General features: G+C 33.2%; 17 protein-coding genes and 1 tRNA gene. 8 read left to right on the top strand and 10 right to left on the bottom strand.

Going from position 1 to position 16,808, the window contains the following annotated elements:
• Nucleotides 1–94 precede the first annotated feature (94 nt).
• The 7 genes from BUC29_RS15135 to hisS form a co-directional block, all read right to left on the bottom strand.
• On the bottom strand, nucleotides 95–1,258 hold the full coding sequence (locus BUC29_RS15135; protein ID WP_073417023.1) for a sigma-54-dependent transcriptional regulator: 1,164 nt from the start codon (nucleotides 1,256–1,258) through the stop codon (nucleotides 95–97).
• Between the two features lie 110 nt (nucleotides 1,259–1,368).
• Nucleotides 1,369–2,685: an ABC transporter permease gene (locus tag BUC29_RS15130; protein WP_073417022.1), complete on the bottom strand. Its 1,317-nt coding sequence runs from the start codon at nucleotides 2,683–2,685 to the stop codon at nucleotides 1,369–1,371.
• Between the two features lie 79 nt (nucleotides 2,686–2,764).
• Nucleotides 2,765–3,694, bottom strand: a complete 930-nt coding sequence (locus tag BUC29_RS15125) for an ABC transporter ATP-binding protein (RefSeq protein ID WP_073417021.1) — start codon at nucleotides 3,692–3,694, stop codon at nucleotides 2,765–2,767.
• A 161-nt stretch (nucleotides 3,695–3,855) separates the two neighbouring features.
• Nucleotides 3,856–4,962 (bottom strand): molecular chaperone DnaJ, encoded by a 1,107-nt coding sequence (dnaJ, locus tag BUC29_RS15120; protein WP_073417020.1) that lies wholly within the window; start codon nucleotides 4,960–4,962, stop codon nucleotides 3,856–3,858.
• A gap of 74 nt (nucleotides 4,963–5,036) precedes the next feature.
• Complete coding sequence (locus BUC29_RS15115; protein WP_073417019.1) at nucleotides 5,037–5,615, bottom strand: nucleotide exchange factor GrpE; 579 nt, start codon at nucleotides 5,613–5,615, stop codon at nucleotides 5,037–5,039.
• Between the two features lie 314 nt (nucleotides 5,616–5,929).
• Nucleotides 5,930–6,000: transfer RNA gene (locus BUC29_RS15110), tRNA-Trp, on the bottom strand.
• Nucleotides 6,001–6,121: 121 nt separating this feature from the next.
• Nucleotides 6,122–7,546, bottom strand: coding sequence for a histidine--tRNA ligase (gene hisS, locus BUC29_RS15105; protein WP_073417018.1), 1,425 nt, complete (start codon nucleotides 7,544–7,546; stop codon nucleotides 6,122–6,124).
• A 241-nt stretch (nucleotides 7,547–7,787) separates the two neighbouring features.
• On the opposite strand from hisS, the gene BUC29_RS15100 reads away from it, so the two are divergent.
• Nucleotides 7,788–9,032: an ABC transporter permease gene (locus BUC29_RS15100; protein ID WP_073417017.1), complete on the top strand. Its 1,245-nt coding sequence runs from the start codon at nucleotides 7,788–7,790 to the stop codon at nucleotides 9,030–9,032.
• A gap of 60 nt (nucleotides 9,033–9,092) precedes the next feature.
• On the opposite strand, the gene prmC is transcribed toward BUC29_RS15100, so the two are convergent.
• Entirely contained in the window at nucleotides 9,093–9,956 is an 864-nt protein-coding gene (gene prmC / locus BUC29_RS15095; RefSeq protein ID WP_073417016.1) for a peptide chain release factor N(5)-glutamine methyltransferase, read from the bottom strand.
• A 67-nt stretch (nucleotides 9,957–10,023) separates the two neighbouring features.
• Nucleotides 10,024–10,515: a GNAT family N-acetyltransferase gene (locus BUC29_RS15090; protein ID WP_073417015.1), complete on the bottom strand. Its 492-nt coding sequence runs from the start codon at nucleotides 10,513–10,515 to the stop codon at nucleotides 10,024–10,026.
• A gap of 126 nt (nucleotides 10,516–10,641) precedes the next feature.
• Here BUC29_RS15090 and ribD point away from each other — a divergent pair, with 126 nt between their 5' ends.
• The 3 genes from ribD (at nucleotide 10,642) to BUC29_RS15075 (ending at nucleotide 13,019) form a co-directional block, all read left to right on the top strand.
• Complete coding sequence (ribD, locus tag BUC29_RS15085; RefSeq protein ID WP_073417014.1) at nucleotides 10,642–11,691, top strand: bifunctional diaminohydroxyphosphoribosylaminopyrimidine deaminase/5-amino-6-(5-phosphoribosylamino)uracil reductase RibD; 1,050 nt, start codon at nucleotides 10,642–10,644, stop codon at nucleotides 11,689–11,691.
• Nucleotides 11,684–12,286, top strand: a complete 603-nt coding sequence (locus BUC29_RS15080) for an HAD-IA family hydrolase (RefSeq protein ID WP_073417013.1) — start codon at nucleotides 11,684–11,686, stop codon at nucleotides 12,284–12,286. Before ribD ends, BUC29_RS15080 begins: the two co-directional genes overlap by 8 nt.
• A gap of 100 nt (nucleotides 12,287–12,386) precedes the next feature.
• Nucleotides 12,387–13,019: an IMPACT family protein gene (locus BUC29_RS15075; RefSeq protein WP_073417012.1), complete on the top strand. Its 633-nt coding sequence runs from the start codon at nucleotides 12,387–12,389 to the stop codon at nucleotides 13,017–13,019.
• Between the two features lie 31 nt (nucleotides 13,020–13,050).
• Here BUC29_RS15075 and BUC29_RS15070 read toward each other — a convergent pair whose 3' ends face one another.
• The gene (locus BUC29_RS15070) at nucleotides 13,051–13,455 is read right to left on the bottom strand and encodes an acyl-CoA thioesterase (RefSeq protein ID WP_073417011.1); all 405 of its coding nucleotides are present in this window, start codon (nucleotides 13,453–13,455) and stop codon (nucleotides 13,051–13,053) included.
• A 186-nt stretch (nucleotides 13,456–13,641) separates the two neighbouring features.
• On the opposite strand from BUC29_RS15070, the gene dnaA reads away from it, so the two are divergent.
• From dnaA to BUC29_RS15050, 4 genes are all read left to right on the top strand, one after another.
• Complete coding sequence (gene dnaA, locus BUC29_RS15065; RefSeq protein ID WP_011921525.1) at nucleotides 13,642–15,069, top strand: chromosomal replication initiator protein DnaA; 1,428 nt, start codon at nucleotides 13,642–13,644, stop codon at nucleotides 15,067–15,069.
• An 8-nt stretch (nucleotides 15,070–15,077) separates the two neighbouring features.
• Nucleotides 15,078–15,545, top strand: a complete 468-nt coding sequence (locus tag BUC29_RS15060; RefSeq protein ID WP_073417010.1) for a low molecular weight protein-tyrosine-phosphatase — start codon at nucleotides 15,078–15,080, stop codon at nucleotides 15,543–15,545.
• 61 nt (nucleotides 15,546–15,606) lie between these two features.
• The gene (locus BUC29_RS15055) at nucleotides 15,607–16,320 is read left to right on the top strand and encodes an SAM-dependent methyltransferase (protein WP_073417009.1); all 714 of its coding nucleotides are present in this window, start codon (nucleotides 15,607–15,609) and stop codon (nucleotides 16,318–16,320) included.
• A gap of 23 nt (nucleotides 16,321–16,343) precedes the next feature.
• Nucleotides 16,344–16,778, top strand: a complete 435-nt coding sequence (locus BUC29_RS15050) for an energy transducer TonB (protein WP_073417008.1) — start codon at nucleotides 16,344–16,346, stop codon at nucleotides 16,776–16,778.
• Nucleotides 16,779–16,808: the final 30 nt, after the last annotated feature.

Below are 16,808 nucleotides of genomic sequence, written 5' to 3'. Positions count from 1 at the left end.
TTTAGCTTTAAGCTATAAGCCATTGGCTGTAAGCAAAAGTTATCTATATTTTAAAAGCGTAAAGCCTAAAGCTTATAGCCTGCAGCCCGAAGCATTACTTGCTGGCGAACATTTTTACATCACTTTCGGAGATTTCGTTTCCTCCCAAAATGATTAATCTTTCTACCACATTTCGAAGTTCACGAATATTTCCTGTCCAGTCATATTCCTGCAATAATTGTATAGCTTGTGAAGAAAACATTTTAACTGCCGTACCTTGTTCTGAAGCAATTTTCTCAGCAAAATGTTTTATCAAAGCAGGAATATCATCACGTCTTTCATTCAAAGGTGGAACTTTAATCAAAATTACAGCCAGACGATGGTATAAATCTTCGCGGAAACGACCTTCAGCAATTTCTGTTTTTAAGTCTTTATTGGTTGCAGCAACAACACGTACATCCACTTTTATATCTTTATCAGCACCAACTCTTGTAATCATACTTTCCTGAAGGGCACGTAAAACTTTGGCTTGCGCCGAAAGACTCATATCTCCAATTTCATCCAGGAAAATAGTTCCTTTATCTGCCGCTTCAAATTTTCCGGCACGATCTTTCACTGCCGATGTAAATGCACCTTTTACGTGTCCGAATAATTCACTTTCAATTAATTCACTCGGAATCGCGGCACAGTTTACTTCAATTAAAGGAAATCCTGCTCGCTCACTTTTTTCGTGTAACTGATGTGCAACTAATTCTTTCCCGGTTCCATTTGGTCCCGTAATCAAAACTCTGGCTTCGGTTGGAGCAACTTTATCAATCATCACTTTTATATGATTAATAGATTCGCTCTCGCCGATCATTTCGTAATTTTTACTAACTTTTTTCTTTAGGATTTTATTTTCAACAACTAATTGTTTTTTGTCTAAAGCATTACGAACTGTATTTAATAAACGATTTAAATCTGGCGGTTTTGAGATATAATCAAAAGCACCTAAACGCATAGTATTAATTGCCGTTTCCATATCCCCATGCCCAGAAATCATCACCATCGGAATTTCTGGTTTTATCTTTTTTACTTCTTCTAAAACCTCAACACCGTCTAATTTTGGCATTTTAATATCGCACAAAACCAAATCGTAATCGTTGTTTTTTATTTTTTCAAGACCCGCAGCACCATCTTCGGCTTCATCAACCTGATAGGAATCATTCTCTTCTGATAAAATTTTTACCAAAACTCTTCTAATCGCCGCTTCGTCTTCTATAATTAGTATTTTACTCATTTTTTTTGAGATTCTAAGGTTCTAAGTTGCTAAGGTACTGAGGTTTTTCTGCAAGAAGCTAAAAAAAACTTAGCATCTCAGAACCTTAGTGCCTTAGCACCTTTAAAAAATTAATATTTTAGCCATTTATACAATTCTTTCCACGTTGGTTTTTTGCCATACATTAAAATACCTATTCGGTAAATTTTTGCAGCGAACCAAACGACAAGGAAAAATGTAGCAAACAATAATGATACCGAAATTGCGATTTGCCACCAAGGCACGCCAAATGGAATACGCATTAACATAACAATTGGCGAAGTAAGCGGAATCATTGAAAATACAACGGCCACAGTTCCGTGCGGATCATTAACAACGGTAAAAAATCCGATGTATACACTTAAAATTAAAGGCATTAATATTGGAAGCAAAAACTGCTGAGAATCAGTTTGATTATCAACGGCTGCTCCAATTGCCGCATAAAACGAACTGTATAAAAAATAACCTCCAATGAAATAAATTACAAATCCAATTAAGATACTTGCAATAGGCAGATTCCATGCTTCTCTTAATCCCATTTGTATAATTCCCGAAAAATCATGTTGTGCTGACTGCATTAATACTGGTGGAATTTTAGCTGTTGTGCCAACATTCACATCAAAAAATACCGATGCGGTAAACATTAAACTTAAACCAATAATAGCCCAAATCGTAAATTGTAAAATTCCTGCCAATGAAGTTCCAACAATTTTTCCAATCATCAACTGAAATGGTTTTACAGATGAAATAATGATCTCGATAATTCGGTTTGTTTTTTCTTCGATCACACTTCGCATTACCATATTTCCGTAAATGATAATAAACATCATGATCAGATAACCAAATGCACCGCCAATGCCTATTTTTACTTCGTTTAATCCTTTTAAACTTTCCTCCCCCGAAGCTTTTACCAAATGTATATTAACTTTTGATTGTGCTTTTTGAATCGCCAAAGTATCCAGTTTAGCACTTTGCAAATTGAGTTTTGTAATTTTTGATGCAATAATATCCTGTGTATTTTCGACAAAAGAAATACTTGGACTATTATTGGATATAAATTCTATTTTACTTTCTAAATCTTTTGCATCGTTTGTTTTTGGAATAACAATTAATCCGTTGAAATTTTCTTTTGTAATACTGTCTTTTAAAGCTTTTACATCAATTTCAGATAAATTTAGATATTTAAATTCAGCACTTTTTTTATTTTCTTTTAAAAAATCGGCAGCAAAAAGCCCCGTTTCGTCATGGATCGCAATACGTTTCGTTTCGGCTTTCATTGTGCTTAAATAGCCAATAAAAACAGCAATGGCAACAAATAAAAGCGGACTCAAAAAAGTCATAACAACAAAAGATTTATTGCGGACTTTGGCAATAAATTCTCTTTTTATAATTAATGAAATAATACTCATTTCTTGATTTTAGATTTTAGATTGTTGACTTTAGATTTTTAGATTTTAGGTCTTCACTCTAAAATCTAAAATCTGAAATCTAAACTTTATTTTCAGTAACTGTTTGAATAAAAATATCGTTTATGCTTGGAATTTTTTCTACAAAATGTGTTACTTGTCCTCGTTGTGTTAAAACATTCAATAATTCATTTGGCGTCGCGTTACCAATCTGAATATTCAATTTTAAATCATCATTTAATGATTTGAAACTGGCAGGCGAAACCGTAAATTTTTGTGTAATATCATACATTAAGCCTTCAACATTATTGGTTAGAATTCCAACTTCAAAACTATTGGTTCTAAACTGACGTTTTACATCTGCAACTTTGCCTTCTATCAATTTATTTGATTTGTGAATTAAAGCAATGTTTTCGCAAAGTTCCTCTACACTTTCCATACGGTGTGTCGAAAAAATAATTGTTGAACCTTGTTCTTTTAAAGCCAAAATTTCGTCTTTTATAATATTGGCGTTGACAGGGTCAAATCCAGAAAAAGGTTCGTCTAAAATGAGCAGTTTTGGTTTATGCAAAACACAAACCACAAACTGAATTTTTTGGGCCATACCTTTAGAAAGTTCCTGAATTTTCTTGTTCCACCAGCCCTGAATTCCCAAACGGTCAAACCAATAATCCAGCTGCTTTTTGGCTTCGGCTTTAGAAAGTCCTTTCATTTGTGCGAGATACAAACACTGCTCTCCTACTTTCATAGAACTGTACAAGCCTCTTTCTTCCGGAAGATAACCAATGGTCTGCACGTGTTTGGGCTGCAGTTTTTCTCCATCTAAAATTATTTCGCCGCTGTCAGGCAGTGTAATTTGATTTATAATTCTAATTAAGGAAGTTTTTCCAGCTCCATTGGGACCTAAAAGTCCATATATACTGCCTTTTGGCACATTTAATGAAACTTCGTTAAGCGCTACATAATCGCCATATTGTTTTACGACTTTATGTACTTCGAGTAAGTTGCTCATTTTGTTTTTTAGATTTTCATGTGATGGCTTTTGCAATTTCTGCCAACAGTCTGTAAAAGTAAATAATTAGTAGCGAATCTGCATAATAATACGCAAAAAACCCATTCTATTTATATACAGAATGGGTTTTGAATTTATTTTTATCTTTAAAAAGTTTTAGATTATGAGAACATATCTTTTACTTTTTCAAAGAATGATTTCTCTGATTTTTCAGGACTTGGAGCAAAATGCTCGTCATTTAAAGCATTTTCAAAGAATTGTTTTTGTTCTTTATTTAATGTTTTTGGCGTCCAAACGTTTACGTGAACTAGTAAATCTCCACTTCCGTAACCATTGATACTTGGAATTCCTTTTCCTTTTAATCTTAAGATTTTTCCAGATTGAATTCCTTCTTCCAGTTTAATACGAACTTTTCCGTTGATTGCTTCAATATCTTTAGAAGCTCCTAAAACAGCCTCAGGAAAACTGATATATAAATCGTAATGAACATTTTCTCCTTCACGTTTCAGGAATTCATGTTCAATTTCTTCAATAGCAACAATTAAATCTCCCGGAATACTGTTTCCTGGTGCATCGTTACCTTTGTTAGAAACTTTCAACTGCATTCCGTCAACAACTCCTGCAGGAATTTTGATTGATACAGTTTCATCCTCCTGAACCATTCCCTGTGCATCAGCTTCGGCAGGTTTTTTGTCTAAAATCTGACCAGAACCACCACAAGTAGGACAAGTTGACGCAGACTGCATTCTTCCTAAAATGGTATTGGTTACACGCATAACCTGTCCCTGACCATTACAAGTCGTACAAGTTTTATATGTTACACCTTTTGCCTGAACTTTACGTTTTACTTTTACTTTTTTCTCAACACCATTTGCAATCTCTTCTAAAGTTAGTTTTACTTTAATTCGAAGATTACTTCCTTTTGCACGACGCGGACCTCCGCCTCCACCTCCGAAACCGCCAAATCCGCCTCCGAAAATGTCACCAAACTGGCTGAAAATGTCATCCATATTCATACCACCATGACCGCCAAATCCGCCAGAACCATCAAATGCCTGATGTCCGTATTGGTCGTATTTTGCTTTTTTCTGCGGATCACTTAAAACCTCATAAGCTTCAGCTGCTAATTTAAAGTTTTCTTCTGCCTCTTTGTCGCCTGGATTTTTATCAGGGTGGTATTTAAGCGCACTTTTTCTGTATGCTTTTTTTATTTCGGCAGCGTCAGCATTTTTTGAAATGCCCAGTATTTCGTAAAAATCTTTTTTCATAATTTAGGTAAAATTCTAAATTTTAAAATTCCAAATTCTAATATTTAAACTGAATTACAGAATCTTAATTGCTTTTAGTTTCCAACTACAACTTTAGGGTAACGAATAATTTTATCTCCTAATTTGTATCCTTTTTCAATAACATCTACAACTTTGCCTTTTAATTTATCAGATGGTGCTGGAATTTGGGTAATTGCTTCAGCAATATCAGCATTAAAAGCATCTCCTGCCTGAATTTCAACTTGCTCTAAACCTTTAGAAATTAAAGTACTTTTCAGTTTTTCATGAATCAACTCAACACCTTTTTTCAAATTTTCATCGTCAGATTTGTTGATCTCTACAGCTGCTCTGTCAAAATCATCTAAAACTGGAAGCATTGCCAACAAAACTTCCTGGTTTGCTGTTTTAAATAATTCAAGACGCTCTTTTGAAGTTCTTTTTTTGTAATTTTCAAATTCTGCAAATAATCTCAAAAACTTATCTTTTTCGCGAGCCAAGTCTTGAGCTAATTGCTCCTCAACACTTAATTCTTCAACAATTAACTGCTCTCCGTTTGCATTGTTCTCTAACGTTACATCGTCTAATTCCTGATCGAATTCTGTATTTTCCGTAGTCATATTACTTTTATTTTTAAAAATATTCTTAAACTTCATTTTTTATTTCTTTCTGTTGGATTGCAAAAGTACTGCCAAATCTTGCAAAATGTCAAATTGTCACTTTATTAATTATGAGTGTTTTAAAAAGCGAAAATAGACAATAAAATTTTATTATAATTTTAAGACTATTACGTTTTAGTTTGTCGTATCTTTGATATCCAAATTGGAAAACAAAATTTATTACCTATCAAAATTGAATTTAAGGGTTGGCTTAGGCCTCTAAATAATTATTAATTCAAGTTTACCTTATATTAAAAAAAGCTTCGCCTTACAGAAAGACGAAGCTTTTTTTTATGTTTTAAATTTTATTGCACGGGCGGAGGGATTCGAACCCCCATCAACGGTTTTGGAGACCGCTATTCTACCCTTGAACTACGCCCGTAACTTGAGGTCGCAAATTAAAGGCTTTTTTTTCTTTTTCCTGCAATTATTTTATGAAGTTTTAGCAGATATTCCCAATATTTACTGGGAATACCTGAAAAACAATATTTTAAGTCAATCTCTTAAATCAAAGCATTTTTTAATCCTTCGAAATCAACAGAAACCTGCTCGCCTGTCACTAAATTTTTAAGTGTATAGGAATTTGAATTAATCTCCTGATCTCCAACTAATACAACAAATGGAATAAAGCGTTTATCTGCATATTGAAATTGTTTTCCAACTTTTACGTTATCCGGATACAATTCTACTTTTATGTTTTCCTGTCTTAATTTTTGAATAGCTTTTGAAGCATACAAAGCTTCTTTATCTCCAAAATTTAAAAATATGGCTTTTGATGTTTCTGCAATAGTTTCCGGGAATAATTCTAATTTTTCTAATACTAAATAGATCCTGTCCAGACCAAAAGAAATTCCAACACCGCTCATATTTTGTAAACCAAAAATACCCGTCAAATCGTCGTATCTTCCGCCGCCGCCAATAGAACCCATAGAAACTGTTTTTGGTGCTGCGACCTCAAAAATAGCTCCTGTGTAATAATTTAAACCGCGTGCCAAAGTTACATCAAGATCCAAAATTGCGGTTGACAAACCTAAACCTGCAACATTGTCACAAATAAATTTCAATTCTTCTACACCTTTCATTCCTTCTTCAGAAGAAGCTAATAAATCTGAAAGCTGCTTAATTTTATCTGAAAAAGTTCCGCTAAAGCTGAAAAGTGGCTGCACTTTTACCAGAGCTTCTTCAGAAATTCCTTTTTCGATCATTTCTTTCTTTACGCCGTCTTCACCAATTTTATCCAGTTTATCAAGGGCAACAGTAAAATCGATTAATTTATCCGAAGCACCAATTACCTCAGCAATTCCTGATAATATTTTTCTATTATTGATTTTAATAGTAACACCTTCTAATCCTAAAGAAGTAAAAACAGTATCATATAACTGAACCAATTCTACTTCCTGCCAAAGTGATTTTGAACCCACAACATCGGCATCGCATTGGTAAAATTCTCTATAACGCCCATTTTGCGGATTGTCAGCTCTCCAAACAGGCTGAATTTGATATCTCTTGAAAGGAAATACAATTTCGCTTTGGTGCTGTACTACGTATCTTGCAAATGGAACTGTCAGGTCGTAGCGCAGTGCCTTTTCAGAAATTTTTCCTGTAAATTTATTTAATTCGATTCTTTGCTCTAAACTTATTTTTTCAGCAGAATTTACCAGCAATTCTTCAATTGATTTTGGCAGTTCAATTTTAGCTTTATCATAGAAAAAATTACCCGAATTCAATATTTTAAAAATCAAACGATCACCTTCTTCTCCATATTTTCCCATTAAAGTATCAGAATTTTCAAATGAAGGTGTTTCAATCGGTTGAAAACCAAATTTTTCAAAATTCCTTTTTATGGTCTGCATAATATACTGGCGTTTTGACACCTCAGCAGGTGAAAAATCTCTTGTTCCTTTTGGTACGCTTGGTTTTGAAGCCATCTTTTTTATTTTAGATTGTTGATTTTAGATTTTAGATTTCTTTTGAAACTCAAATTCAAAAACCTTTAAGATTAATTTATTTATTATTGTTTGATTGCTGGCTCTTTAGACTTTCGACTTTATGACCTTCCAACTTTTGACTTAATTTAAATCGACTGCAAATATCTTACTTTTTAAAATAAATAACAGCGGTTCGAAAACAAACTTGTAACAAAAACCGTATTTTCGTGACAAATTGGTCATGATGCTAAAATTATTTAAGGAAAATATTCGAATTGCTTTTGGTTCCATCAAAACTCAATTACTGCGAACCATTCTTACTGTATTAATTATTGCTATCGGAATTACCGCTTTGGTTGGAATTTTAACAGTTGTGACTGCTCTTGAAAATACCGTTTCGACCAATTTTGCATCAATGGGAGCTAACACATTCAATATTAATCAATACGAAAATACGGTTCGAAATCGTGGTGGAAACGAACGAGAAGTTATAAATCCGATTATTTCGTATCCCGAAGCTGTGGCTTTTAAAAACAAATACAAATATCCTTTTACTGAAACTTCACTTTCGTTTATCGCAACATCAAAAGCCGAAGTAAAATATTTAGACACTAAAACTGATCCTGAAATTACGGTTGTTGGTGTAGACGAACATTTTATCTCAAATTCTGGTTTAGAAACCACTTTAGGCCGATCTTTTAACCAATTTGACATTGATAACAACACCTATTCCTGTGTTGTAGGTTCTGACTTTGAAAAAGGTTTATTAAAAGATGTGAACCCTATTGATAAAATTATTTCGATTCGCGGTGCACGTTTTAAAGTTATTGGTGTTTTAAAAGAAAAAGGATCAACTTTTGGAAACAGTCAGGATTTACGGGTTTTGATTCCTATTCAGGTTGCGCGTTCTCTATTTACGGCACCAAATATCAATTATACTATAAGTGTAATGGTTTCTAAAAAAGAACTTTTAGATGAAGCTGTTGACAATGCTACTAGCACAATGAGAAGAGTTCGTAAACTAAGTCCGGTTCGGGATAATAATTTTGGTATCGGCAGAAGCGATGACTTAATAAACAGAATTTTAGGTATTACAAAATATTTAGGCTGGGCATCGTGGATTATTTCTATTATTACAATCCTCGGTTCATCAATTGCTTTAATGAATATCATGATTGTTTCGGTGACAGAACGTACCCGCGAAATTGGTGTTAGAAAAGCCCTTGGCGCGACAAAAGTTACAATCTCAGTTCAGTTTTTTATTGAGACTTTATTAATTGGACAAATTGGCGGTCTTGTCGGAATTATTTTAGGAATCCTGATTGGCTTTGCTTTTGCCGCAGCAATGAGTTTTGCTTTTGTTATTCCATGGATGGCAATTTTGGCCGCTTTTGGAACCAGTTTTATGGTTGCAATTGTTTCCGGTTTATATCCTGCAATTAAAGCTTCTCAATTAGATCCTATCGAAGCTTTGCGATATGAGTAATTTTTAGTTTTCAGTCGCAGTTTCTCAATGACAACTGAAAAACTGAGACTGAAACTAAACTTAGGCTTTAGAAACCTTGCATGAAATCATGCGGTCGTTATCGTAAATATCTTTTCGGAGGTCGATGTTTATAAAATCCATTTTCCCTAATAGATCAATCATTTCTTTTCCCAAATATTGATTGATTTCAAAATACAATTTTCCGTTATCTAAAAGATTATTTTGTGCAAGAGAAGCTATTTTTCTGTAAAAAACCAAAGCATCGTTATCATCAACAAAAAGCGCAAGATGCGGTTCATAATCCAGAACATTTTTCCTGATTTCTTCTTTTTCTAAATTTCGAACATACGGCGGATTTGAAACAATGATATCAAACTGACATTTTAATTCTTTAGTTTCCAGAATATCCTGAAACATAAAAGTTACGTCGACTTTATTTTTATTGGCATTTCGTTTTGCCGTTTCTATAGCTTTTTTTGAAACATCAATGGCATACACTTCTGCATTTGGTAGATTTTTAGCGAGCGAAATGGCAATACAGCCGCTTCCGGTTCCGATGTCAAGTATTCTTAGCTTTTTGATTCTGTCAGTTGCGGCATTTTCGTTGATAATCCATTCAACCAGTTCTTCTGTTTCCGGTCGTGGAATTAAAACATTTTCGTTTACCTCAAAATCCAAACCGTAAAAACTGGTTTTTCCCAATAAATATTGAATTGGAACTTCTTTTTTAAGCTGGGCCAATAACAAATCCCAAACTGCAAAATCAGATTCAGAAAAAAATAATTCATGATTAAGAGCCAAATCTATTTGACGAAGTTTGTGTTTGTCTTCTAAAATTAAATAGAAAAAACTCTCGGCCTCGTACGCATCGTACAAAGGGGATAATTCTTTAATAAACTGAGTACGATATTGTTTAATTTTCATTGTGGTTCATTGAGTATTATTTTCAGCTAAAGCCAATATTTTCTTCACATAAGTATTTTGCAGACTTTTAATTCTGCAAATCTTTCAACATCCATACGGGGCAGGAATTATGCCCGGTACAACCCATTGGAGCGTCTAAATATTCGAAACCTGATTTTCTATATAATTTTTGTGCCGCATGCATAAACGGCATTGTTTCAATATAACATTTTTCAAATCCAAAATTTCTTGCCTGTTCCAGACATTCATCCATCATTTTACTTCCTATTCCTAATCCGCGCACTTTTGGCAAAAAATACATCTTTTGTAATTCGCAGATTTTAGGGTTTCCATTTTCTAAAGGGGCAATGCCTGCACAACCTAAAATTTCGCCTTCAATCTCAACAACAAAATAAACTGATTTTGGTTTACTGTATTCTTCAAACATTAAATCTAAATATGGATCTTCATAAGCCGTGCCTACTTTTGGAATTTCCATTTCATCAAAAACTGATCTTATTAATTTTGCAACCGACTGATTGTCTTCTTTTTTAATTTTTCTAATAACCCAATTTTTCATTTTATTTATTGACTTGTATCTACAAAAATAAAAATACTTTTTTGATACTTTCATAACAATTTGTAATGTTTCACAACAATCTTGATAAGATTGGACTTAAAACTCAAAAATAGTTACTTTTGCAGGGTGAATATACATGAGAAATATATCAAACGATGCATTGAACTTGCCAAAAATGGCTTTGGAACAACTTATCCAAACCCTATGGTAGGAAGTGTAATTGTTTATGATGGCAAAATTATTGGCGAAGGCTGGCACAAAAAAGCCGGCGAACCTCATGCCGAAGTCAATGCTGTACGATCTGTAAAAGATAAATCTTTATTAAAAAAAGCTACTATTTATGTTAGCTTAGAACCTTGTTCTCATTTTGGAAAAACACCTCCATGCTGCGATTTAATTATTGCAAATGAAATTCCGAATGTTGTTGTGGGAACGGTTGACCCTAATGAAAAAGTGGCCGGAAGGGGAATTAAAAAACTGGTTGAAGCCGGTACAAATGTCACTGTTGGCATTCTAGAAGACGAATGTAACGATCTAAATAAACGCTTTTTTACTTTTCATCAAAAAAAGAGACCTTATATTATATTAAAATGGGCCCAAAGTCTGGACGGATTTCTTGCCCCCGAAAAAGAAATTGATCAGGAAAGAAAACCTGTTTGGATTACCAATACATATTCGCGTCAATTGGTTCATAAATGGCGTAGTGAAGAACAAGCTATTTTAGTTGGAACTCAAACCGTTATTGATGACAACCCAAAACTAAATGTTCGCGATTGGTCTGGAAACAATCCTGTTCGGGTGGCTTTAGATCAAAATAACCGAATTTCAAAAGATAGTTTTGTTTTTGACGAAAGCGTAAAAACGATTATTCTTTCGAAATCTGAAAATAATATTTCAAAAGAAAACATAATTTTTGAAAAAATTGATTTTGATAAAAATTTAATTGAAAATATTTTATCTGTTTTACATCAGCATCAAATTCAGTCTGTAATTATTGAAGGCGGAAGACAAACTTTGCAATCGTTTATAGATAAAGATATTTGGGACGAAGCGAGAATTTTTGTTGGAAAAAACACTTTTAAAAAAGGTACAAAAGCACCAGAAATTCAAAAGCAAAAAACCTCTAAAACTTATATTCAAAACGACGAATTAATATATGTAAGAAATCATGATTGATACAATAATTTTTGACTTTGGAGATATTTTTATCAATTTAAACAAACAAGGAACGATTTCGGGATTGCAAAAATTAGGCATGACAGAATGGAATTCTGAATGTGATCGTTTGAATTTATTATTTGAAACCGGAGATATTTCGCATGATGATTTTTTAGACGGTTTTCAAAAACAACTTCCAAATGCTAATATGGAAGAAATTCTGGAAGCATGGAATGCAGTTTTAGCTGATTTCCCTTCGTATAGATTAGATTTCTTAAAAGAACTTTCAAAAAAATACCGTTTGTTTTTATTGAGCAATACAGACGCTATTCATATTGCTACTTTCGAAAAAACAGTCGGCGTTCCTTTTTATACTGATTTTTATAATTGTTTTGAAAAAGTTCATTTTTCATTTGAAATTGGAAAAAGAAAACCAAATGCCGAATCATTTCAGCATTTAATTGACGAACATAATTTAGTTCCAGAACAGACTTTATTTGTTGATGACAAAAAAGAAAACACAGATGCCGCAGCAGCATTAGGCTTTAATGTTTGGAATTTACAAGTTGGCAAGGAAGATGTTGTGGATTTGTTTGATAAAAACATACTATAAAATATCTTGTCACAGATTAAAAGGATTAAAAGATTTTTTTGCATATAATCTGTGTAAGTCTTTTTAATCTGTGGCAAAAAAATAATTTAGAATTTTAGATTTGGAATATAACGATACGTATCAAACCATTGCCAGAGAATCTGAAGAAGTACTTTTTAAAGAAAAAGGAAGTAAATTCTTTGGCTATGCATTTCCTATAGAAAGTGAAGATGAAGTAAAACCTATTATTGAGGATTTACGCAAGCTTCATCCGCATGCTGTACATTATTGTTACGCTTATCAATTGGGCACGGCGCCAAAAATATCTTATCGTGCCAACGACGATGGAGAACCGAGTAATACCGCCGGCGCGCCAATTTACGGACAGATACAATCTTTTGGTGTAACAAACGTTCTTATAGTTGTGGTTCGTATTTTTGGCGGAACAAAATTAGGTGTTGGAGGATTGATTGCCGCTTACAGAACAACGGCACAAATGACATTAGAAGTTTGTGAAATTGTTGAAAAAACAATTGATGTGCATTTTTTGATTTCTTTTGATTATAAAAACATGAACAAAGTAATGCGTGTTATAAAAGAGAAAAAATTGGAAATCACATCTCAGGAGATGGAAATTGATGAAATTTCCGGTCTTCCAATTGGTAAGATAATGACAAAAACGCGAAAAAAAAATGCCGAATCAATATTCGACATTTTTGATTTAATGTTTGAAATCGATATTAAAATTGTGTAATTTAGTATTAAATCACACTTTGTTTTAACAATTAAGTTAGCGTTTTAAACAATTCCAAAATATAATCCGGAGGGGCAGTTGGGCGACCCGTTTTTAACGAAATAAATACTAAAATAAACACTGCCGTTGTTAATAACTCATTTGCCTCATTATAGATTTCGCAGTCGAATTCGATCTTAACAGACGACTGACTTTTGAATGTTGTATGAATTGTTAAAAGCTCATCATAACGAGCCGATTTTTTATAATTGATCTGCATCGAAACAATTGGGAGTCCAATTCCGCTTTCTTCCATACTTTTATACGAAATCCCTTTATTTCTAAGCCATTCCACGCGTCCAATTTCAAAATAAGGCACATAATTTCCGTGATAAACGACCCCCATTTGGTCAGTTTCGGAGTAACGAACACGCACTTGCGTTTGATGATTTTTCATTATTTATATATTAAAAAATTTTAAATTATTCAAGTTCTCTTACAACATTTTTTTATAAAATTAGATCCTAAAATATTTTTTTTTACAGAAATTTGTTCACATATTTGTTATCCTGAAAAACGGAAAAATTTTGCTCCTTTTTTATAGGAGAATCTTTATCAATAATAAAAAAATTTATTTGAATCTATGACTAAAACTGCTCAATCGGTATGGGAAAACTGTTTGTCTTTTATAAAGGACAATATTCAAGATCAAGCATACAAAACTTGGTTTGAACCAATCAAATCAGTTGAGCTAACCGATAACGCGTTATATATTCAAGTACCAAGTAAATTTTTTTACGAATGGCTGGAAGAACATTACGTAAAATTATTGAAAGTTGCGCTTACCAAAGAACTGGGAAAAAATGCAAAGTTACTCTATAAAATTAAAATGGAGAACACTTATGGAAATAAACAGCCGTTTACCGAGCAGCTGCCAAGTTCCAACAGAGTTCCAATGAAACCGCAAGAAGTTGACGCTCCGTTTAAAAACTTAAATCCAGAACTTAAAAATCCGTTTGTAATTCCCGGAATTAGAAATTTAAAAATTGAATCTCAGTTAAATCCTAATTACAGTTTTGATAATTTCCTTGAAGGAGATTCAAACCGTTTAGCAAGGTCTGCAGGTATGGCTGTTGCCAATAAACCTGGTGGAACTTCATTTAATCCGTTATTGATTTTTGGAGGAGTTGGATTAGGAAAAACACACTTGGCTCACGCTATTGGAGTTGAAGTAAAAGATAAATATCCTGAAAAAACGGTTTTATACATTTCTGCCGAGATTTTCACTCAACAATATATTGATTCGGTTAAAAAGAATAATCGTAACGATTTCATTCACTTTTACCAATTAATCGATGTTTTGATTATTGATGATGTTCAGTTTTTATCTGGAAAATCAGGAACTCAGGACGTATTTTTCCACATTTTCAACTATTTGCACCAAAACGGAAAACAGGTAATTTTAACTTCAGACAAGGCTCCTGTAGATATGCAGGACATTGAACAAAGATTATTATCTCGTTTCAAATGGGGATTGTCTGCAGAATTGCACCAGCCTGATTATGAAACCCGTATCTCGATCTTAAAAAACATTTTATATCGCGATGGTGTTGATATGCCGGAAGATATTCTGGAATATGTTGCGCGTAACATCAAATCTAACGTTCGTGAACTTGAAGGTGCTATTATCTCATTAATAGCCCAGTCTTCTTTCAATAAAAAAGAAGTTACGATTGAGTTAGCGAAAAGCGTAGTTGAGAAATTTGTTAAAAACGTAAAGAGAGAAATCTCTATCGATTATATACAAAAAATCGTGTCTGATTATTTTCAGCTTGATATTGAAACACTTCAATCAAAAACCAGAAAAAGACACGTTGTTCAGGCGAGACAATTGGCCATGTTTTTTGCAAAGAAATTTACAAAAGCTTCTTTGGCAAATATTGGTTCACAAATTGGAGACCGCGATCACGCTACCGTTTTACATGCTTGTAAAACCGTTGATAATTTAGTTTCTACAGACAAACAATTCAAAAAATTTGTCGAAGACATCAACAAAAAACTAACGCTATAACGCGAATCATGCCAGTAAAAGTTTTAATGGTTTGTTTGGGGAATATCTGCAGATCTCCTTTAGCAGAAGGAATATTAGCATCCAAATTACCCGCAGATAAATTCATTGTAGATTCTGCCGGAACTGGTTCATGGCATATTGGCCATTGTCCGGATAAACGTTCTATCGATGTTGCCCGCAAAAACGGAATCAATATTAGTGCGCAAAAAGGCAGACAAATTCAACCTTCAGATTTTGATGAATTCGATTATATCTATGTAATGGATAATTCGAATTTTCGCGATGTTATACATTTAGCCAAAACTCCTGAACATAAAAGCAAAGTCCGCTTAATTTTAAACGAATTATTTCCAGACGAAAATGTCGACGTTCCTGATCCTTATTATGGCTCTGTAAACGGTTTTGACAACGTTTACCAAATGCTGGACGAAGTAACCGATTTAATAGCTGATCAGCTTCTAAAAAAACATTCTTAATTTAAATTCAATTGTTTCTAAAAAAGAAATAATTGAATTTTTTAATTTTAAACAAAAGCACATGAAATCTTTCGGAAAATTATATCTAATTCCAACTACAATGGGCGAAAGCGATCCGATGGATGTCTTACCTCAGACTGTTAGAAGAACGATAGAAGTTATCGACCATTATATTGTTGAAAACGATAAAACTGCGAGAAAATCTATAAAAGCAGTTTATCCGGAAAAAAAACAATCTGAATTGGTTCTTTTTACTTTAAACAAAAGAACCGAACCAAGCGAACATTTAGACTTTATAAAACCTTTGCTGGAAGGAACAAATATGGGATTAATGAGCGAAGCCGGCTGTCCTGGCGTTGCTGATCCAGGAGCGGTTATTGTAAAACTGGCACACGAAAAAGGAATTCAGGTTGTGCCTTTAGTTGGACCTTCTTCTATCCTATTGGCTATGATGGCGTCTGGAATGAACGGTCAGAGTTTTACTTTTAACGGTTATTTACCAATTGATAAAGATGAGAAAAAATCTGCATTGAGACATTTTGAGAGATTATCTCAGGATAAAAACCAATCACAGATTTTTATTGAAACGCCTTATAGAAACAATAAATTAATCGAAGATCTTTTACAGATTTTAAATCCGTCGACACATTTGTGTATTGCGGCTGATATTACTTTGCCGACAGAATTCATTAAAACCCTAAAAGTTTCTGATTGGAAAAAATTAAAAGTTGATATTGACAAGCGTCCAGCTATTTTTATTATTCATAAAATGTAATTAATATTAAAAATCCATTGCCTATGAAAAAGGTTTTAATTTTGATTTTAATTAGTTTAACTCAAACCATATTTTCTCAAAAAATTACAAGAATTACTGATATTCACAAAGATAAAAACGGAAAGGTGATTCTTCAAGATGAAAATGCAATTTACATTCCTATAGATATAGAAATTAAACCCGAATTTCTTGGTGGCAGAGTTAAGTTTAATCATTTTTTAGATGACAACTATAAAAAGTCAAACAAAAGACCAACCCATCAAGGAAAATTATTTGCTACTTTTATTATTGAAAAAGATGGATCATTAAGCGACATAAAAGTTCTCCGAGGTATTGGATTTGGATCTGAAGAGGAATTAATAAGAGTTTTAAAATTATCCCCTAGATGGAAAGCAGGAAAACAAAACAACAAAGAAATTAGAACTTTGTACTCACTTGTATTTCCTATACAGATTTAAACAATTCAGTTACTTTTTCGTTAATCTATT

It is taken from the genome of Flavobacterium defluvii, assembly GCF_900129555.1.
Classification (GTDB): domain Bacteria; phylum Bacteroidota; class Bacteroidia; order Flavobacteriales; family Flavobacteriaceae; genus Flavobacterium; species Flavobacterium defluvii.
The sequence above is the reverse complement of the archived record's forward strand: the minus strand, read 5'-3'. Positions and strand labels throughout refer to the sequence as shown.

Excerpts from the sequence above, each read along its gene's own strand:
- BUC29_RS15080 (WP_073417013.1), top strand. The coding sequence starts at position 11,684 with ATGATTGATACAATAATTTTTGACTTTGGAGATATTTTTATCAATTTA.
- BUC29_RS15125 (WP_073417021.1), bottom strand. The coding sequence starts at position 3,694 with ATGAGCAACTTACTCGAAGTACATAAAGTCGTAAAACAATATGGCGAT.
- BUC29_RS15050 (WP_073417008.1), top strand. The coding sequence starts at position 16,344 with ATGAAAAAGGTTTTAATTTTGATTTTAATTAGTTTAACTCAAACCATA.
- dnaJ (WP_073417020.1), bottom strand. The coding sequence starts at position 4,962 with ATGAAAAAAGATTTTTACGAAATACTGGGCATTTCAAAAAATGCTGAC.
- BUC29_RS15060 (WP_073417010.1), top strand. The coding sequence starts at position 15,078 with ATGCCAGTAAAAGTTTTAATGGTTTGTTTGGGGAATATCTGCAGATCT.
- prmC (WP_073417016.1), bottom strand. The coding sequence starts at position 9,956 with ATGAAAATTAAACAATATCGTACTCAGTTTATTAAAGAATTATCCCCT.
- BUC29_RS15115 (WP_073417019.1), bottom strand. The coding sequence starts at position 5,615 with ATGAAGTTTAAGAATATTTTTAAAAATAAAAGTAATATGACTACGGAA.
- BUC29_RS15070 (WP_073417011.1), bottom strand. The coding sequence starts at position 13,455 with ATGAAAAATCATCAAACGCAAGTGCGTGTTCGTTACTCCGAAACTGAC.
- dnaA (WP_011921525.1), top strand. The coding sequence starts at position 13,642 with ATGACTAAAACTGCTCAATCGGTATGGGAAAACTGTTTGTCTTTTATA.
- BUC29_RS15100 (WP_073417017.1), top strand. The coding sequence starts at position 7,788 with ATGATGCTAAAATTATTTAAGGAAAATATTCGAATTGCTTTTGGTTCC.
- hisS (WP_073417018.1), bottom strand. The coding sequence starts at position 7,546 with ATGGCTTCAAAACCAAGCGTACCAAAAGGAACAAGAGATTTTTCACCT.
- BUC29_RS15130 (WP_073417022.1), bottom strand. The coding sequence starts at position 2,685 with ATGAGTATTATTTCATTAATTATAAAAAGAGAATTTATTGCCAAAGTC.
- BUC29_RS15135 (WP_073417023.1), bottom strand. The coding sequence starts at position 1,258 with ATGAGTAAAATACTAATTATAGAAGACGAAGCGGCGATTAGAAGAGTT.
- BUC29_RS15055 (WP_073417009.1), top strand. The coding sequence starts at position 15,607 with ATGAAATCTTTCGGAAAATTATATCTAATTCCAACTACAATGGGCGAA.
- BUC29_RS15090 (WP_073417015.1), bottom strand. The coding sequence starts at position 10,515 with ATGAAAAATTGGGTTATTAGAAAAATTAAAAAAGAAGACAATCAGTCG.